General features: G+C 68.5%; 3 protein-coding genes. All 3 read right to left on the minus strand.

Annotated features, from left to right (window positions below; all coding sequences use genetic code 11):
• Positions 1–83: 83 nt before the first annotated feature.
• Genes G3O06_RS04135 through G3O06_RS04145 form a run of 3 tightly spaced genes read right to left on the minus strand, consistent with a single transcriptional unit; the run spans position 84 to position 14,694 of the window.
• Positions 84–9,179 (minus strand): non-ribosomal peptide synthetase, encoded by a 9,096-nt coding sequence (locus tag G3O06_RS04135; RefSeq protein WP_205815113.1) that lies wholly within the window; start codon positions 9,177–9,179, stop codon positions 84–86.
• Positions 9,176–13,090, minus strand: a complete 3,915-nt coding sequence (locus tag G3O06_RS04140; protein WP_205815114.1) for a non-ribosomal peptide synthetase — start codon at positions 13,088–13,090, stop codon at positions 9,176–9,178. The genes G3O06_RS04135 and G3O06_RS04140 overlap by 4 nt, the downstream gene beginning before the upstream one ends.
• Complete coding sequence (locus G3O06_RS04145) at positions 13,078–14,694, minus strand: MBL fold metallo-hydrolase (protein WP_205815115.1); 1,617 nt, start codon at positions 14,692–14,694, stop codon at positions 13,078–13,080. The genes G3O06_RS04140 and G3O06_RS04145 overlap by 13 nt, the downstream gene beginning before the upstream one ends.

The following is a 14,694-nucleotide window of genomic DNA, read 5'->3' on the forward strand; positions in this document are numbered from 1 at the left end:
AACTCCTTGAGACGTTTTGTTCACCTGAAACAACCTGAAGCAGCGCGCACGGCGCCTGTTGCTCGAACCTCGGCCGGCCCGCATCAGGTCTTCTCCTCGAGCGCGTCGTCGGCCGTGACCTCGGGCGCGCGCTTCAGGCGCAGGCCGACCCGCACCCGTGGGCCGGCGGCGGGCGCATCGCCGGAGAGCGGGATGCGATCGACCGGCGTGGCCGGATCGCGGCGGAAGACGTCGTGGATCGCGAGCAGTCGATCGCGCATCGCGGCGATGGTCGACGGGCGGAACAGGTGGGTGTTGTAGATGAACTGGATCAGGTGCCTGCCTTCGCTTTCCACGACCTGGAAGGACAGGTCGAACTTGGCTGTCGTGTCGGTCTGCGAAAGGTCCGTGATGCGAAGACCGGGCTGCGGCGCCGGCATCGAAACGTGGTTCACCTGGATGTCGAAGATCGGGAAATGGCCCGCCGGGGTGCGAATCTTCAGGTCTTCCAGCAACTCGTCGAACGGATAGGACGCATGCTCCAGCGCTTCCGTGGAGGCTTTCGCCACACCGTCGATCACCTCCGCGACGGTCGCGGATTTCCGCACCGGGACGCGCAGCACGACGGTGTTGAGGTACACGCCGATCTGCGCTTCGAGTTGCTCGCTGTCGCGCCCGGCCGACACGCTGCCGATGACGATGTCCTCACGCCCCGTATAGCGGTGCATCAGCACGCAGAACGACGCCAGGAGCACCGCATGGAGCGACGTATGGTGAGCGCGGGCCAGCGTCGCGAGTTCCGCCGCCTGCGGCTCCGGCAGTTCGACTTCGAGCGTCTGCCCGGCATGACCGAGCCGCTCGAGACGCGGGAAGTCGGATGCCAGTTGCAGGCGGGGCAGCGGCGCCGCCAGTTGCTCGAGCCAGTACGCGCGATGCGCGGCGGCGCGCGGGCCTGCGAGGCTCGCGTTGTGCCACGCGGCGTAGTCGCGATACTGGATCGACAGCGGCGGCAGGTCGCGTCCCGCATACAGCGCATGCAGGTCGTCGGTCAGCACGCGGATCGACCACGCATCCGATATCACGTGATGCATGTTCAGCAGCAGCAGATGCTTCGCCGGCGAGAGCCGCACCAGCTTGACGCGAAAGAGCGGCCCCGACGCGAGATCGAACGGCTGCTCGCTTTCCGTGCGAATCAGCGCATCGATCGCTTGCGGCCCGGCATCGTCGGCGAGATCCCGCTGCTCGACCCGGAAACCGGATGATTCGCGGCTGAGGATGCGTTGCCGCAAGTCGCCTTCGATCATCGCGAACACGGTGCGCAGGCTCTCGTGGCGATCGACCAGCGTGTCGAACGCACGGACGAGACGCGCCGTGTCGACGGCGCCGTCCAGCTGCAGCGCGCCTGCCATGTTGTACGTGGACGGATCCGCGCTGCGGCTGGCGAGCCAGATCCGCTTCTGTGCGCGAGACACCGCGTAGGACGATTGCACGGCCAGCGCCGGGATGATCGCGTCGTCGTCGGCGGCAGCGCCGCCGCCGGCGGGCATGGCAGCCAGCTTCCGCGCGAGCGCGCGCGGCGTCGGCGCATGGAAGATGTCGGCCACCGCGACTTCCAGTTTCAGTTCGCGCCGGATCCGGCTGACCATCTGGATCGCCTTGAGGCTTTGGCCGCCATGCTCGAAGAAATCGTCGTCGACACCGTTCGGCCGGCGGCCGAGCACCTCGGCGAAGATGCGCAGCAGCGCCGCTTCGACCGGCGTCCGCGGTTCGGCCGGCACGCCGTCTGGCACCGACGCGGCATCCGGGAGCGGCAGCGCGGCGCGGTTGATCTTGCCGTTCGGCATGACCGGTAGCGCCGGCAGCAGCATCACGGTGTCGGGCACCATATGTGCCGGCAGCTTGTCGCGCAGTGCGTCGCGCACGCGTTGGGGCGTCCAGCCGGTTCCCGACGCGTAGCCGCACAGGGTCATTTCCGAATCCGGCGTCTCGCGGGCGACCACGACGGCGTTGGAGATGCCCGCGAGACCGGTCAGCGCGGCTTCGATTTCCCCGAGCTCGATGCGATATCCGCGGATCTTGACCTGGAAGTCGCGGCGGCCGAAGAAGTGGAGATTGCCGTCCGCCCCGAAGCAGCCGATATCGCCGGTGCGATACAGGCGCGCGCCCGGTTCCGGACTGAACGGATCGTCGCGGAACACCGCCCGGGTGCGTGCTTCGTCGAACAGGTAGCCGCGCCCGACGCCGACGCCGCCGATGCAGATCTCGCCCTTGACGCCGGGTGGGCACGGATTCATGTCGGCGTCCACGACGTAGAGGCGCAGGTTCTCGATCGGCCGGCCGATCGGAATCGCCGACAGATCCGGCGCGCTCCCCATGCTGTAGTGCGCGACGGAGTCCGACGCTTCGGTCGGCCCGTACGCGTTGATGAGCCGGACCGCCGGATTCAGGCGGAACCAGGCTTGCGCGGTGGCGGGCTGCAGCGTTTCGCCGATCGTCAGCAGCGTGTCGAGGTGCGGGAAGGCCGGTGCCGCATGCCGTTCCAGTTCGCCGAGGAAGGTCGCCAGATAGGACGGCACGAATTGCATCGCCGTGATGCGGTCGCGGTGCAGGCTGTCGATCAGGCACGCGGGCTCGAGGATCACGGCATCGGGATAGATCACCGTCGTGCCGCCAGACGCCAGCGCCGCGAAACACTGCCAGACCGAAATATCGGAGCAGTGCGAAGCGGTCTGGGCGACCGCGCTCTGCGCGCCGAGCCCGACCCTGCGCGCCATCGCGAGCACGTGATTGAGCATGCCGCGATGTTCGACCATCGCGCCCTTCGGTTGGCCGGTCGAACCCGACGTGAAGATCACGTAGGCGAGGTCCGCGGGCCGGCAGCGCGGCGTCGGTGCTTCGGCGTCGCGATGGGCGGGCAGGCGGGCGGGATCGACCAGCGGGATCGACGCCAGCGCCGGCGGGGGCTGGCAGTCCGTGCCGACGATGACGGCCGGCCGGGCCAGCGTCAGGAGGGTCTCGACCCGCTGGGCCGGATAGGCCGGATCGACCGGAACATATGCCGCGCCGCACTTCCAGATCGCCAGGATCGTTTCCAGCATCAGCGGCGAGCGCGGCATCCAGACGGCGATCCGGTCGTCCGGCTGCAGCGGGGCCGTTTGCAGAAGATGCGCGGCGATCCGGCTGGCGCCTTCGACGAGGTCCCGATAGGTGCGAACCTCCGTGCCGCAGCGCACCGCGATGCGCTCCGGGTGCGCGGCGGCGACGGCCTCGATCACTTCGGGCAGCGTCCGGTCGGACGGAACCGGCGCGAACGGTTCGTTCCAGTCGAGCAGGATGGCGTCCCGCTCGGCGGCAGCGAGAAGCGGAACGCTGCGGTTCGGGCGATCTTCCGCGCCGGCGAGGCCGGTGAGCAGGGTCTCGACATGGCGCAGCAGGCGGACGATCGTTTCGCGATCGAACCGGCCGTCGTCGTACAGCACCTGCAGCGACAGGCGCTTGCCCGGCGTCACGACCAGCGTCAGCGGGTAATTGTTCGGATCGGACACCTGGAATGCGCCGATCCGCAGGCCGGGCAGTGCATCGGCCAGCGCTTCCTCGACCGGATAGTTCTGGAAGATGAGCAGGCTTTCGAAGAGCGGCACGCCGGGCGGCAGGCCGGCGAATTTCTGGATGTCGGCCAGCGGATAGTGCGCATATTCCTCCTGCTGCGCGAGATCCATCTGCAATTGCGCGAGCCACGCGGACGTCGGGCGCGCGTCGATGCGGACCCGCACCGGCAGCGTGTTGATGAACAGCCCGACCATCTCGTCCGACGCCGGCAGCGATGCCGGGCGACCGGAAACGATCGTGCCGAACACGACGTCCGCTTCGCCGCTATAGCGGCTCAGCAACTGCGCCCACGCGCCCTGCGCGAGCGTGTTCAGGGTAAGGCGGCTGGCTTGCGCGAAGGCGACGAGCCGTTGCGTGTCGCTTTCGGAGAGCAGCAGCGGCTCTTCCACATAGGCGCCCGGCGCGGCCGTGCCGTCGAGTTCGGGGCGGCCCAGCACGAGCGGCGTCGTCGCCGGGAAATCCGCCAGCTTCGTCTTCCAGAAACGTTCCGCCGCGGCAGCGTCCTGGCGCGCCAGCCAGCGCACGTAATCGGCGAAGGCGGGCGGCGCGTCCCGCTCGGGAGCGCCTGCGGCCGGCGGCGCCTGATAGGCGGCGGCCACTTCGCTCAGGAGCCGGGCGGAGCTCCACCCGTCGAGCAGGATGTGGTGATGGCTCCAATGGAAGCGCCATGCGTGCTCGCCCACGCGGAACAGCGCGAGCCGCATCAGCGGCGCGCGGGTAAAGTCGAAGCCGCGCGCCCGGTCTTGCGCCACGTAGGCTTCCCAGCGCTGTTCGGCCTCCACGGCGGACGCCGCGCGCAGATCCTCGTCGTGCCACGGCAAGTCGATACGGCGATGCACGACCTGCACGGGGCTTTCGATGTCTTCCCAGTGAAACGAGGTGCGCAGGATGTCGTGCCGGTGCGCCACGGTATCCCACGCGCGGCGGAACCGTTCGACGTCGAGCGCGCCGTCGATACCGAAATTCAGGCTGCTGAAGTACGCATCCGACGCGGGTTCGTACAGGCTGTGGAACAGCATGCCCTGCTGGGTCGGCGTCAGCGCGTAGACGTCGGCGATCTCGTCCGGCATCACCGAGGCCGGCGCCTGCGGCAAGCCGGTCGCGGGCCGGGACGATGCGGACTCGACGGCATGGCCGGCGACCAGGGTTTCGAGCGCCGCGATGTACGCTTGCGCGACGCGCTGGATGGTGTCCGTGTCGTGGCAGGCCCGGCTGAACTCCCACGCAACGTGCAGGCGGTTGCCGGTCACGTAGGCGTTGATGTCGAGCAGGTGCTCGCGCAGCTGGTTCGCATTGCGGCCGTCCCCGCTGGGCTCCGCGGCCTGTTTCCAGTCGCCTGCGGCGGTGAACAGCTGGTCGGTCTGGCCCAGGTAGTTGAACAGCAGCCGCGGCTGCGGAGCCGGGCCGTCGAGCCGGTCTTGCAGCAGGCCGTAGCTGATGCCCGCGCTCGGCACGGCGCGCAGTCGCGCCTTGACCGACGCAACCAGGCGAGCCGGATCGTGCAAACCGGCATCGACCGTCAGCACGACCGGGAAAACCGACGTAAACCAGCCCACCGTGCGCGAGATGTCGAGATCGTCGATCAGTTCCTCGCGCCCGTGCGCTTCGAGATCCAGCAGGACGTCGGCACATCCGCTCCAGTCGCTGACGGCACGTGCAAGCGCGGCAAGCAGCACGTCGTTGATCTGCGCGTCGTACGCGCGGGGCGCGGCGCCCAGCAAGGCCGTCGTGGCGGCTTCGCCGAGCTCGACCACGATCGTTTCGGCGGACGACACGGTATTGGCATCGGCGGACGCATCGCGATCGAGCGGCAGGCCGGGCAGGGCCGAATGCGCCAGGGCCTGCCAATGGGCGATGTCGGCGTCGGCGGCGCCGGAGCCGGCCCAGTTCGAGATCGCCCGGGTCCATGCGGTCCATGTCGCGCTGCCGCCCGCGAATTCGGGCGCCTTGCCGTTGCGCAGGCGGGTATAGGCGTCGTACACGGTTTCGAGCAGCGCGCCCCACGACACGCCGTCGACGACCAGATGATGGGCGACCAGCAGCAGGCGGAGCGAACGGCCTTCGTCGACGCGGAACAGGTCCGCACGCACGACGGGGCCGTCCGCGAGATTCAGGCTCGCATGCGACTGCGCGACGTACTGCGCGAGCTGATCGCGCGCAATGTCGGATACGACGACGGGAACCTCCGGATCGTCGACGACTTCCTGGGTCCAGCCGGACGCGTCCGCGCGAAAGCGCAGCCGCAGCGCGTCATGCCATTTGACCGCGTGCCGCAGCGCCTGGCGCAGCAAGACCGGATCGACATCCGCCGGCACGTCGAGCAGGACCGCCTGGTTGTACTGGTCCGGGTCGTCCTTGCGCTGCGCGAAGAAACGCTTCTGGATGGGCGTCAGCGGCAGCGGGCCGGACGACGCGACGAACTCCGCCGCGCCGACCGTGCCGCGCGTCGCCACGGCGGCGAGTTCGGCCACCGTCGGATGCTGGAAGATGAGCCGGGTCGTGATCTTCAGGCCCGCCTTCGCGGCCAGCGACACGATGCGCATGCTGAGAATCGAATCGCCGCCCAGCGCGAAGATGTTGTCGTGGATGCCGGGTGACGGAATGCCCAGCGCTTCGCCCCAGATGCGGCACAGCAGCGTCTCGGTGGGCGTGCGGGGCGGCGTCGGCGCGTGTGCCGTGGCGGATAGCCGCGAGCGGTCCAGCGGCGGCAGCGCCTTGCGGTCAATCTTGCCGTTGCAGCTCAGCGGCAGCGCGTCGAGCACCACGTAGATGCCGGGCACCATGTACTCCGGCAGCGTGGCGGACAACGCGGCGGCAATCCGGGCGTCGCTCAGCGACGCGCCGTCGCGGAACGCGACATACGCGCACAGCGCGGCGCGGCCGGCCTCGTCGCGATAGTCGAGCGCGGCCGCCTGGCGGATTTCCGGAATGGCGGCCAGCGCGTTGTCGATCTCCCCGAGCTCGATGCGGTAGCCGCGGATCTTCAGTTGGTGGTCCTTGCGGCCGTGGAGCACGATCGTTCCATCGGGCAGATAGCAGCCGATGTCGCTGGTGCGGTACAGGCGGACACCGCGCTCCGGATGGAACGGATCCTCGACGAAAGCCTCCCGCGTGGCGGCTTCGTTGTTCAGATAGCCGCGGCCGACGGCGACGCCGGACACGCAAAGCTCGCCGGGAATCCCGATCGGGCACAGGTTCATCTGCGGGTCGACGACGTAGAGGCGCACGTTGCGGATCGGCTTGCCGACCGGTACGTAAGGCGTGGCCGGCGCGCACGTCATGCGGTGCTGCGCGATGTCGTCGGACGCTTCGGCCGGGCCGTACGCGTTCACCAGCGCGATGTCCGGGAACACGTCGAACCACCGTTTCACCAGGGCGGGGCTGACCATCTCGCCGGTGACGAGCAGGTGCCGCAGGTGCCGCATCAGCGCCGGCTGTTCCGACGCGCGGTCGAGCACCGCGGACAGATAGGACGGCACCAGTTCGAGGATGCCGATCCGGGTGGTTTCCAGGTATGCGACGAAACTCGCGGGATCGCGAATGCATTCGTCGTCGACGATCACGGTCTTGCCGCCGACGAGCGGCGCCGTGAAAAATTGCCAGACCGAAATATCGAAGCAATGCGGCGCGGTTTGCGCGATCACCGACGACGCCGAGATCGAAAACTCGTCGATCTCGGCGAGCATGTGATTCAGCATGCCGGCGTGCTCGACCATCGCTCCTTTGGGCTTGCCGGTGGAGCCGGACGTGTAGATCACGTAGGCGAGGCTGTCGGGCGACACGGGGCGGCCGGGATTGGTGTCGTCGACGACATCGGTGACGGCGTCGAGCGACACGACCGGCGCGATCCCGCCCAGCTCCGGGGGCAGGAGGCCGTCGCAGGTCAGCACGAGGGTGGCGCCGGAATCCTCGAGAATGGTGCGGATGCGCGCCACCGGATAGTCGGGGTCGATCGGAATATAGGCGGCGCCGCATTTCCAGACGGCAAGGATCGCCTCCATCAGATGCGCCGACCGGTGCATGCAGATCGCGACCAGCGCGTCCGGCCCCAGCTCGGCGGCGGCCAGCAGGCGGTGCGCAATGCGGTTGGCGCGCGCGTTCAGTTCGCCCGCGCTCAGGACGCTATCGCGGTACTCGACCGCGGGCCGCTCCGGGTGGTCCGCGGCGGCCTGCTCCAGGCGATGCACCACGGTGCGCGCGGCGTCGAACGGCACGGCGGTGTCGTTGAAGGTCTCCAGCAACTGCCGGCGTTCGGCCTCGGGCAAGATCGGCACGCGGCCGAGCAGCCGGTTCGGATCGGCCGCGAACGCGTCGAGTGTCGCGGCCACGTGGCCCAGCATCCGCTGCATGGTGTCTTCGTCGAAGCGCCGCGGATCGAACGACAGTTCCATCTTCCAGTCGTCGCGCGCCGTCACCACGAATTCGAGCGGAATGTCGGCGCGGTTGTAGAGCGCTACCTCGTCGACCGCCAGCCCGTGCGCGCCATGCGTCAGCGACGCGTCGAGCGGGTAATTCATGAACGTGATGTTGCTCTCGAACAGCGGCGACGTCGGCGGCACTTCGCTGCAGCGCTGAATGTCGGGCAACGGGGTGTGCTCGAACGGCGCGCGGGCGGCCACGCGCGCCTGGATCATCTTCAGCCACGGTACCAGCGGCTGCCTTGGGTCGACCCGCACCCGCACCGGCACCGTATTGATGAACAGGCCGAGCATGGTTTCGATCCCCGGCAGGTTGGCGCCCCGCCCGGACACGACGGCGCCGAACACCACGTCGGTCTCCCCGCTGTAACGCGACAGCACGAGCGCCCAGGCCGCTTGCGCGAGGGTATTGAGGGTGACGTGATGGCGCGCCGCGAATTGCCGCAGGCGCGCGCTCAGGTCGGCTGACAGGTCGGCCTGCACTTGTGCGAGGCCCTGGCCGAAGCGCTCGCCCGCGTCCGCGCGCGCGGCCGTGGGCAGCGGGGTCGGCGTGCGGAACCCTTCGAGATAGCGCGTCCAGTATTGCTGCGCGGCTTGCGGCTCGTGCTGCTGCAGCCACTGGATATAGTCGCGATAGGGGCGCACCGGCGGCAGCGCCGGCGGCACGCCGCGCGCGAGCGCGCCATACACCTGGAAGATCTCCTCGATGACGAGCGACAGGCACCAGCCGTCGGCAAGGATGTGATGGTGGCTCCAGCTGAACAGGTAGGCGTCGGCGGCGACGCGCACCAGGCGACAGCGCACGAGCGGCGCGCGATCGAGCGCGAAGCCCTCGGCCAGGTCGTTTTCGAGATGCGCGCGCCACCGCTTGCGCTGTTCGTGTTCCTGCAGGTCGAGCCAGTCGTCCTGCACCCACGGCAGCGTGGCGTGCGCGTGCACGACCTGCATGGGCTTGTCGAATTCCTCCCAATGGAACGACGTGCGCATCACCGGATGCCGATCGATGAGCTGCTGCCATGCGGCATGAAACAGCGCGGGATCGAGGCTGCCGGTGATCCGGCAACTGAGCTGGTTGAAGCTGCTTCTCGAGCCGGGCTCGTGCACGGCATGAAAGAGCATCCCCTCCTGCATCGGGGAGAGCTCGTAGATATCGGCAATGGTGGGGGATGTCACGATTTGATCCTTGAAACAAGGGCGTCCAGCGCTTCCTGGCTGATGCGCGCGGCCGGAAAGTCCGACGGGCTCAGCGCGCGCGGGCCGTCGCCGCTGGCCGCGACGATCGACAGCAGACGGCTGCGGTAGCTCTGCGTCAGCTGCTCGATGACGCCGGGTGCGCAGGCCTCGCGGTTGTAGTGCCAGGTCAGGCGCAGACGGCCGTCGAACACCATCCCGTCGATCTCGAACAGATGGCCGCGACGCGCGCGCGGGCTGTGCTCGGGACTCTGGAAATCGAGCACCGGCTTCCAGCCCGTGTCGTCGGCCAGCACGCGATCGACCTGGCCGAGATAGTTGAAGCGCACCGGCGCCGGCGGCTGCCGTTCCAGCGCGGCCGCGATGCCGGCGTCGTGGCCGAGGTAGCGGGCGATGCCGTAGCCGAGCCCGCGCATCGGGACCGAGCGCAGTTGCTCCTTGACGTGGCGCAGCGCGTCGACCGCCACGGTGGCGTCGCCGGCGTTCAGGAACACCGGATAGTGGGCGGTGAACCAGCCGATCGTGCGCGACGTATCGACGCCGTCGAAGAGGTCCTCGCGGCCGTGGCCTTCGAGATCGACGACCAGCGACGCGTTGCCGGTCCAGTCGCCGAACGCGAGCAGCAGGGCCGTCAGCAGGACTTCGTTGATCTGGGTGTTGAACGCGCGCGGCACGTCCTGCAGCAGCGCGAGCGTCTGCTGCGCGTCGAACTCGATTACCGTCGAGCCGGCTTCGGCGAGGGTGCCGAGCGGCATGTCGTCGAAGTCGGCCGGTTCGCCGGCGTTCCCCTGCAGCCAGTAGTCCAGCCCGTCGAGCCGGGTCGCGCCGAGTTCGGACAGACGCGTCGACCAGTCGCGCCAGGCCGTCGTTCTGGCCGGGAGCTGCACCGTTTCGCCCGCGTCGAGCTGGCGACACGCGGTGTACAGGTCTTCGAACAGGATGCGCCACGAGACGCCGTCGATCACCAGGTGATGCGCGACCACGAGCAGGCGCTGCGACGCGTCGGGACCGAACTGGAACAGGTGCGCGCGCAGCAGCGGCGCCGCCGATAGCGTGAAGCTCTCCTGCATCCCGGTGGCGGTCGCGAGCATCGCGGCCTGCCGTGCGGCGGGCGCCGCGTCCGCCAGTGACGTGACGCCGAGCGGAATGGCCAGCGGCGGCGCCGCATGCGATTGCTGCCACGCACCGGCGACGCACTCGAAACTCAGCCGCAGCGCGTCGTGATGCGTCGCGACGGCCGCCAGCGCGCGCTCGATCGTGTCCGGCCGCAGCGACGCGGGCACCTCGATCATCGTCGACTGGTTGTAGTGGTGCGGATCGGCTACGTCTTGCGCGAAGAACCAGTGCTGGATCGGCGTCAGCGGGGCGGGGCCGACCACCGGCTCCTGCGCGATCCGGAGCGACGGCGCCTCCATTGCTACCTGGGCGAGCTCGGCGATGGTCGGATGCGCGAAGAACTGGTCGGCGGTGAACTTGAGCCCGACTTGCTGGGCCAGCGACATCACCTGGATGATCAGGATCGAGTCGCCGCCCAGTTCGAAGAAATTGTCGTGCACGCCGATCGGCTCGCGGCCCAGCACCTCGGACCAGATCTTGCCCAGGCGCGCCTCGACGTCGTTGGCCGGTGCGACGTACGCGGTTTCGCTCGGCACGGGCGCCAGTTCCAGCGCGGCGAGCGCCTTGCGGTCGGGCTTGCCGTTCGGTGTCAGCGGCAGGCGTTCGAGCGTCACGATCGACGCCGGCACCATGAACTCGGGCAGACGTTCCTTCAGGTATTCCCGCAGGCTGGCGACGCTGGCCGCCGCCGTCGCGACGCAGGCCACCAGCTGCTTGTGCTGCGGCGCGTCCTCGCGCACGAACACGATCGCGTCGGCGACGTCGGCGTGCTGCCTGAGCGCCGCCTCGATCTCGCCCATTTCGATGCGATAGCCGCGAATCTTCACCTGCGTGTCGCGCCGCCCGGTGACTTCCAGGTTGCCGTCCGGCAGCCAGACGCCGAGGTCGCCGGTGCGATAGAGACGCTCGCCCGCCTCGAACGGGTGGTCGACGAACGCGGCGGCCGTCAGGTCGTCCCGGCCGACATAGCCGCGCGCCAGCGCGATGCCGGACACGCAGATCTCGCCCGTGCAGCCCTCGGGGGCCAGCGCCCCGTGCTCGTCGAGCAGGTACAGGTGCGTATTGCGGATCGGGCGGCCCACCGGCAGACGGGCCCCGTAGGTGATTGCCGGGTCGACCACGTAGTCCGTGATGCACACGGTTGCCTCGGTCGGGCCGTACGAGTTGTGGCACGTGCGGGTCCGGGCCAGCTCGCGCAGATCCGCCACGCGGGCGTTGTCGCCCGCGCTGATGACCCGTTTCACGGCGCCGAGCGCATGCCAGTCGAGCGCGGCGAGATAGGCCGGCGTCGCGTTGAGGGTGGTGACGCCCTGCTGCGCGATGTAGTCGACGAAACGCGGTACGTCCCGGATCACGGCGGTCTTTGCGAGCACGAGGCGCGCGCCCGCGAGCAGCGTGACGAAGATCTCCATGATCGAGCCGTCGAAGCCCGGGGAGTAGAACTGGACGAACCGGTCGGCGGCATCGAAACCGAATGCGTCCACATGGTACTGCGCCATGTTCAGGAGCCCTGCGTGTTCGAGCACGACGCCCTTGGGCACGCCCGTGGAGCCGGACGTGTAGATGATGTACGCCGCATCGTCCGGCCGGACCTCGACCTGCGCCGCCGCCGACGCGGGCTCCAGCGTGTCGAGCTGGAAGTCGAGGGCGAACATCGGGATCGCCCAGAAATCGGCGAGCAACGGCAGGTGTTCCGAGTGCGTCAGCAGCGCCTTGACCTTCGCATCCTCGATCATGAAGCGCAGCCGTTCCCGCGGAAACTCCGGGTCGAGCGGCAGATACACCGCGCCCGCCTTGAGGGCGCCGAGCATGCCGACGATCCAGCGCTCGGAACGGTCGGCCACCACGCCCACCACGTCGCCGCGTTCGATCGCGTATTCCGCGAGCAGGAAGCTCGCCAGCCGGGACGCCTGGTCGTCGAGTTCGGCATAGGTCAGCGATGCGTCGGCGGTCACCACGGCGACGCTGTCCGGTGCGGCCGCGACCCGTTGCGCGAACTGTTCCAGGAAGGTGCCCTGTACCGCGACGGGCGCCGCATGCGAACGAAGGCGCGCGCGCTCTTCGTCGTCGAGCAGCGAGACGGTGTCGAGCGGCGCGTCAAGTGCGCCGAAGCCGGCCACGACGTTGCGCAGGTGCCGCGCGACATGCTGGAGATAGTGCAGCGTGAACACCGTCGGCCGGCCCGTCAGCACGATCTCGTAGCGCTCGCGATGCCGGATCTCGATCGACAGGTCGTAGTCGTCCGACGCCCAGGCGTCGTGAAGGCCGTCGAAGCGCACGCCGACGTTGGTCGCGAGCCGTTCGCCATGCAGCTTGTGCGCGAGGGCGGCGATCGGAAAATCCTGGTACGAATAGCTGCGCTGCACCCTGTCGCGCAGCTGGTTCAGGTACGCGCGAACCGTGGGGCCGGGCTCGCCGGCGTCGAGCAGCGGGACGGGATCGGCCGGGCCGCCCGCGGGTTCGACGCTCAGGCGCGGCGATTCCACGAACAGGCCGGCCGCGCCGTCGTGGCGCGCCAGCACGCGGAACAGCGCGGCCAGCAGCACGACGAACGCGCCCAGCTCGTTGCCGGCGGCGAGCTTCTCCAGTACCGGCGCCGCGTCGCCGTCGAGCGCGAACGTCAGGGTCGGCGCGGGGCCGAGCGGCAGCGCGTACGCCTGCCACGCCTGCTGAAGGCGGAAGTCTTCGTCGATGCGACCGAGCGCGTCGCTCCAGAACGCCACGTGTTCCTGGTATTGCCCGCTGGTCGAGAGCGCGTTGAGATTCAGTTCTGACAAAGCACGATCTCCCTCTTCGCGTACAGGATTTCGGACGCGATGCCCTTGGCCTTGCAGTGCGCGACGAACTGGGTGGACTGGATATGGCTGGGCGAGTTTTCGTCGAAGGTGTTGTCGAGGAGGTGGTTCAGCCACGGCTCCTGACCCATCGCATAGACATACGCCGCGTTGAACGGGAAATCGTCCACCAGCGCGGCGGCCTCGCCGAACTGGCAGCCCCGCGCCCGGCGCGACTGATCGATGTCGCGCGGCAGCGACTTGGGAAACAGCGGGCCGTAGACCCAAGACGGCGGCGCGCCCTCGGTTTCCATCCCGACGAACAGCGTGTCCGGCTTGCCGGCGAGGCGGAAGACATGCTCGTAGAGGCGCGGGTCCAGGTTGCACGAATCGGCGATGCACAGCACCGAGCGCGAGCCGAAGCGGATCATGAAGCTCTGCTTGCTGTGGATCGCCAGGTCGTTGTGTTCGCCCAGGAACGGAATGGCGGTGATGGCGCCGTTGGGCACCTTGATTTCCTGGGCATCCCGAACTTCCAGCACGTCGTCGAAGCCGAGCTTGCGCAACGCCAGTTCCATCGACGGATCTTGCGGAAAGCCGTCGAGATTCCTGCCGACCACCACGGTCTTGACCTTGTGGCGAAGCTGCAGCAGCGTTTCGAGGACGATGTGATCGTGATGGCTGTGCGTGATCAGCACGTAGTCGATCTGGTCCGGCAGGTCGGCGAACGTGTAGCGCGGCAGCGCGGTGTCGTAGCCGTAGCTGATCACCGGATCGATCAGGATGCTCACGCCCCGGCTCTGGACCAGCACGCACGCGTGGCCGTAGTAGCGGATGCGGATGTCGTCGCCGTCGAACGAACGATCCGGTTTCGGCGCCGGCGCCTCCTCGACGAAGAACGAGCGGAACAGCGGCTCGTCCTTCTCCTCCACGCGCATCAGGTCGACGATTTTCGCGTAGCTGCCGGGCGTGTCGCGCATGCGGAACAGCGCGTCGAGCGCGCGGTCGTCGAAGGCCATGTTGCTGAACAGCGTGCGCTCGTCGCTGAGCCGGGGCGTGCTGAGGATGAACGGCCGGGGCGTGTTCTCCTCGATCGCCGACAGCGCGATGCTCTGCGCATCGCGCGCATAGAATGGGCTCGCGTACAGCAGGCTTTCGAACACCCGGAAGGACGGGTTGTGGTTCAGGTCGTAGTAGATCTCGACATAGCCCTTCAACACCTCCGGAATCTCGGGGTAGAGCGGGTCCGACGCCATCCCCCTGGCCTGTTCCAGCAGCAGCGTGGAGAACGCCTTGTAAGCCTTCGCCAGTTCCAGTTGCCGGGTCGCGCGCCGGGTGGTCTGCTCGATCAGCGCGCGGATCTCGTCGACGCGCTGGCCGCCCAGGTCGAGAAACGGGCCGCCGCGCATCGCGGGATCCTTGCAGGCCGCCGCATGCATCATCGGCGATGCGGCATAGGACTTCAGCAGCGGCAGGAACCGCTCCGCCACGTTGAGGGCGGCGGTCAACGGCGGAAGCGTGTGATACCACGCGTACCAGCTGTTGATCAGCGGTTCGAACTGGATGTTTTGTCGCAGGTAGACCTGCGTGCTGGACGAAATGGTCAA

Source organism: Burkholderia sp. Ac-20345, assembly GCF_017104825.1.
In the GTDB taxonomy this organism is placed as follows: Bacteria; Pseudomonadota; Gammaproteobacteria; order Burkholderiales; family Burkholderiaceae; genus Burkholderia; species Burkholderia lata_B.